We start from the raw sequence: 2,576 nt of genomic DNA on the forward strand, positions 1-2,576 counted from the left end.
GCAATTGACGCTGGTCGCCGAGCAGGCCGCCACCGACCTCGACGCCGCGCCGCAACTGGGCCTGCCCACGCTGCCTCAGCTGAGTGGCGCCGCCGAGCCGCTGGCCGACATGCTGCCCTGGCTGGCCCACAACGCCCTGGTCCACTACCTCGCGCCGCGCGGGCTGGAGCAGTACTCCGGCGGCGGCTGGGGCGTGCGCGACGTCTGCCAGGGACCGCTGGAGATGCTGCTGGCTCTGGGCCACGCGGCGCCGGTGAGGGACCTGCTGACGCGCGTCTTCAGCGCACAGAACGCCGACGGCGACTGGCCGCAGTGGTTCATGTTCTTCCAGCGCGATGCGCAGATCCGCGCCGGCGACTCGCACGGCGACATCGTCTTCTGGCCGCTGCTGGGCCTGGCCCGCTACCTGCTCGCCAGCGGCGACGCCGCGCTGCTCGAAGAGACGCTGCCCTTCCATGACGACGCGCCCGCCCCGCTGCGCGAGCACCTGCGCCGCGCTCTTGCGCTGATCGAGCGCCGCATGATCCCCGGCCGCGGCCTGGTCGCCTACGGCCACGGCGACTGGAACGACGCGCTGCAGCCGGCCGACCCCGCGCTGCGCGAATCGCTGTGCAGCGCCTGGACCGTCACGCTGCATGCGCAGACACTGGCGACGCTGGCCGAGGCCTACGAGCACCTCGGCCTCGACGCAGGGTCGCTGCGCGAGGAGCACGCCGCCGTCCAGGCCGCCTTCCAGCGCGAGCTGGTGCGCGACGGCATCGTCGCCGGCTACGCCCACTTCCCCGACGACGCGCCGCCCGCCCTGTGGATCCACCCGAGCGCGCCGACCGCCGGCCTGCACTACAGCCTGCTGCCGATGATGCATGCGGTGCTGGAGAACCTGCTGACCCCGGCCCAGGCCGCCGCCCAGGCCGACGCGATCGACCGGCACCTGAAGGGCCCCGACGGCGCCCGGCTGTTCGACGCGCCGCTGCCCTACCAGGGCGGGCTGATGACCCGCTTCCAGCGCGCCGAGTCGAGCAGCTTCTTCGGCCGCGAGATCGGCATCATGTACATGCACGCCCACCTGCGCTGGGCGCAGATGCTGGCCCACCTGGGCCGCGCCGGGGCCTTCTGGCAGGCGCTGAACCAGGCCCATCCGATCCTGGTCCGCGAGCGCGTGCCCAGCGCCACGCCGCGCCAGGCGAACTGCTACTACTCCAGCTCCGACGCCGCCTATGCAGACCGTTACGAGGCCCATGCCGACTACGGCCGCGTGGCCGCCGGCACCGTCGAGCTGGACGGCGGATGGCGCGTCTATTCCAGCGGGCCGGGCATCATGCTGGGCCTGGTGATCGGCTCGCTGCTGGGGCTGCGGCTGGAGCAGGACGCGCTGCTGATCGACCCGGTGATGCCGCAGGCGCTGGCCGGGCTGCGGGCGCGGGTGGCGCTGGCGGATTTCGTGCTGGAGCTGCACTACCAGCCGGGGCCGCAGGGCGTCGGCGTGACGGAGCTGCGTGGAGACGCAGGCCGGAGCCTGCCGTTCACCCGCCGGCCCCATCCGTATCGGGCCGGCCCTGCAGCGATCATGCGGCCGGCGCCAGGGACGGTGCTGCAGCTGGAAGTGCGCAGCGGCTGAACGCCCGGCAACACCCGCCTACGGCCGCCAGCGGTCCGCGCTGACCGCGAACTCCTTTTCCACCCGCTTGCGCAGGCGGTCGACCTCGCCCTGCCGGTGCATCAGCGCCAGCGCGTCGCCCAGCCGCGCCGCGAGCTCGGCGTGGCGTACGTGCAGGTAACCGTATACCTCGACGGTGGCGAGCTGCCCGGCGCGGGCCAGCGGCAGCGAGGACAGCTCCTCGTCGACCAGGGCGGAGAGGATCGTCATCTCCTCGTCCACATAGAGGTCGCTGCGGCCCAGCGCCAACATCTTGAGGCCGCGGTCGGTCTCGGGCAGGCCCACCAGGCGGTTCATCGGCAGGACCTTCGGCAACTGGGTGGACGTGGTGTAGACGCCGGCCTTGTAGGCGACCACGCCCTTGAAGTCCCGCAGGCTCTCCCAGCCGTTGCTGATGGCCGGCAGCTCGCCGCGGCGGCCGAAGGCCACGTAGTTGACCTCGAACAGCGGGACGCGCAGCCGCACGATGTTCTTCGAGGACTCCGCATAGCTGAAGGGCCGGCCGCCTTCGCCGTCGATGGCGCCGCGGTCCAGTTCCACACTGGCGCGCGCGGCCGGGTAGTCGAGGAAGAGCACGTCGCGGCCCACGCGGGCGAAGGCGTCGCGATAGATCAGGCGCTGCCAGCGGCCGAGGAACTGGGCCTCGGGGCGGATCATCGCCATCACCAGCGGGCGATGCTCGGCACGGGCCGGCATCAGCGGCCAGGCGCCGAGCAGGGCCAGGCACTTGCGTCGGTCGATCTGCGTCGCCATCTTGTTGCCTCCTCCACGCGCTGATTCTGCGCTAGCGCTTTTGTCGGGTACACAGGGAATTGCCGGCTTTCGTCGCCGAGCCCCGGCGCGGTCACAGAATGCACGCAACCGGGAGCTGTACCCCGGCAAACGGCGGGCCATGCGCGAGCACAGCAGACGTGAAACC

Annotated in this window: 2 protein-coding genes; one reads left to right on the forward strand and one right to left on the reverse strand. The window is 72.1% G+C overall.

The features are described from left to right. Positions 1-1,618: GH36-type glycosyl hydrolase domain-containing protein (locus B0W88_RS31145; RefSeq protein WP_369973969.1), on the forward strand; the 1,618-nt coding region annotated here is incomplete at its 5' end. A gap of 18 nt (positions 1,619-1,636) precedes the next feature. Here the strand turns inward: B0W88_RS31145 and B0W88_RS31150 are convergent. Further along, a complete protein-coding gene (locus tag B0W88_RS31150; protein WP_077038343.1) occupies positions 1,637-2,410 on the reverse strand; it encodes an ABC transporter substrate-binding protein in 774 nt (257 codons plus the stop codon). Positions 2,411-2,576 lie beyond the last annotated feature (166 nt).

The organism is Pelomonas sp. KK5 (assembly GCF_001984095.1).
GTDB lineage: Bacteria > Pseudomonadota > Gammaproteobacteria > Burkholderiales > Burkholderiaceae_C > KK5.

Coding starts and splice junctions, on each gene's coding strand:
- B0W88_RS31150 (WP_077038343.1), bottom strand. CDS start 2,410: ATGGCGACGCAGATCGACCGACGCAAGTGCCTGGCCCTGCTCGGCGCC.